The following is a 2,193-nucleotide window of genomic DNA, read 5'->3' as shown; positions in this document are numbered from 1 at the left end:
GACAGGGTGATAACAATAATGAACGAGCACTTTAAGACATGGCATTACTGACTGAACACGAACAACGCAAAGTCGCCGAGGCAATCGCCCGGGTCGAGCGCGACACCGACGCCGAACTGGTAACGGTGCTTGCAGCCCGCGCCGACGACTATGCGTACATCCCGCTGCTATGGGCCAGCCTGCTGGCGCTGGTGGTGCCGGGTGTCGTGCATTATTTGACCGGCTGGCTGACCATGCACAGCCTGCTGCTGGTGCAATGGCTCACCTTCATCGTGCTGTGCCTGGTGTTCCGCATTCCGAAAGTCACCACGCACCTGATCCCGCGCTCGGTGCGTCACTGGCGCGCCTCGAACCTGGCGCGCCGGCAGTTCCTGGAGCAAAACCTGCACCACACCGTCGGCAGCACCGGCATGCTGATTTTCGTTTGCGAGGCCGAGCGCTATGTGGAAATCCTGGTAGATGAAGGGATTTCCAAACGGCTGGACAACAAAAACTGGGACGCCATTGTGGCGGCGTTCACCCAGCAGGTGAAACAGGGGCAGACGTTGCAGGGTTTTGTCACGTGCGTGGAAGCGTGCGGTGAGCTGCTCAAGGTGCATGTGCCGGTGACGCATGTGCGCAATGAGTTGCCGAACCGGTTGGTGGTTCTAGGCTGACGCTGATCCCCTGTGGGAGCGAGCCCGCTCGCGATGGTCGTCAACGATGACGCGGGGTTGCAGGAAAATCGCGGTGCTCTTGAATCCATCGCCGGCAAGCCGGTCTCGCTCCCACAGGGGAATGCGTTCACATGCTGAACCGTTCGGGAAATTAGCCGTGCCCTGAACGGCCATCCCCCCTAAAATACCCGCCATTCCCGATTCGCTCCGCCCGAGGCCGTTTTTTCCATGTCCGTCACCGCCACTCCCGCCAGCCTCGCGCCGGATCACCACGCCCAGTTCATCGACCTGCTGCAAACCAGCCTCGACGCCAATGCCTTTATCAAACTGGTGCTGGCCAAGTACGTCGGCACCGAAGCGGATCTGCAACGGCTGATCATCAAGCAACTGACGGTCAAGGATCAGCCTTGCCTGTCCTTCGTCTACCGCTACAAAACTCGCGACATCACCAAGAACCTGCCGCTGGCCGAGGGCGTGGCGACCATCGCCGCGTTGCTGCCGGCCTCGTTCAAAAATGCGCATTTGTTGTCGCTGACCGACGAAGCCCAGCTCGAATACAGCAAAAAGGGCAAGTCTTCGCTGTTCAAGAGCAAACCTCAGCAATTGCGCGAAGTGCCGTCCGCCGAGCACAACCGCGAGAAAAACCGCTTCCTCGACCTCAGCCGACCGTTCCTCGCCGACCTCGGTGTGACCAACAGCAAGCACGAGCTCATCCCGGCGATGTCGCGCAAGTGGAAGCAGATCAACAAGTTCATCGAAGTCTTCAGCCATGCCCTGACCACCTCGCCGCTGGCGCTGGACAAACCGGTGCGGGTCGCGGATTTCGGTTCGGGCAAGGGCTACCTGACGTTCGCGATCCACGACTATTTGCGCAACACCTTGAACGCCGAAGGCGAAGTGACTGGCGTCGAGCTGCGTGAAGAAATGGTCAACCTGTGCAACGCCGCCGCCGCGAAACTGGAACACCCGGGGCTGGTGTTCAAGTGCGGTGACGTGCGCAGTGTGGCGCCGAGCGAGCTGGACGTGATGATCGCGCTGCATGCCTGCGACATCGCCACTGATTATGCGATCCACACCGGCATTCGTTCCGGCGCGTCGATCATCATGTGCTCGCCGTGCTGCCACAAGCAGATCCGCCTGCAGATCCAGAGCCCGGCGCTGCTCAAGCCGATGCTGCAATACGGTTTGCACCTGGGTCAGCAAGCGGAAATGGTCACCGACAGCTTGCGTGCGTTGTTCCTTGAAGCCTGCGGCTATGAAACCAAGGTCTTCGAGTTCATCTCACTGGACCACACCAACAAGAACAAGATGATCCTGGCGGTCAAGCGCGCCGAGCCGGTGGACCCGGCGCAGTTGTTGGTGAAAATTCAGGAGCTGAAGGATTTCTACCACATCACCGAACATTGCCTGGAAACCCTGCTGCGCGCTGACAACTACCTCTAAACCTTGCTGCGTGCCGACAAATACCTGTAGGAGCCGGCTTGCTGGCGATGGCATCACCGCGGTGCATCTGACAGACCGCGGTGATGCCATCGCC

The 2,193-nt window shown here is 59.8% G+C and carries 2 protein-coding genes; both read left to right on the top strand.

Annotated features, from left to right (window positions below; translation table 11 throughout):
• The first annotated feature begins 38 nt into the window (after positions 1-38).
• A complete protein-coding gene (locus KGA82_RS27200) occupies positions 39-656 on the top strand; it encodes a TPM domain-containing protein (protein ID WP_008025698.1) in 618 nt (205 codons plus the stop codon).
• A 228-nt stretch (positions 657-884) separates the two neighbouring features.
• Positions 885-2,099 carry a class I SAM-dependent methyltransferase gene (locus KGA82_RS27195; RefSeq protein WP_223453174.1) on the top strand — a complete coding sequence of 405 codons (1,215 nt, stop codon included), beginning with the start codon at positions 885-887 and terminating at the stop codon, positions 2,097-2,099.
• The last annotated feature ends 94 nt before the right edge of the window (positions 2,100-2,193 follow it).

The organism is Pseudomonas sp. BF-RE-22 (genome assembly GCF_019956155.1).
GTDB classification, from domain to species: domain Bacteria; phylum Pseudomonadota; class Gammaproteobacteria; order Pseudomonadales; family Pseudomonadaceae; genus Aquipseudomonas; species Aquipseudomonas migulae.
Note: the sequence above shows the minus strand (reverse complement) of the source record. Positions and strands in the feature narration are given on the sequence as shown.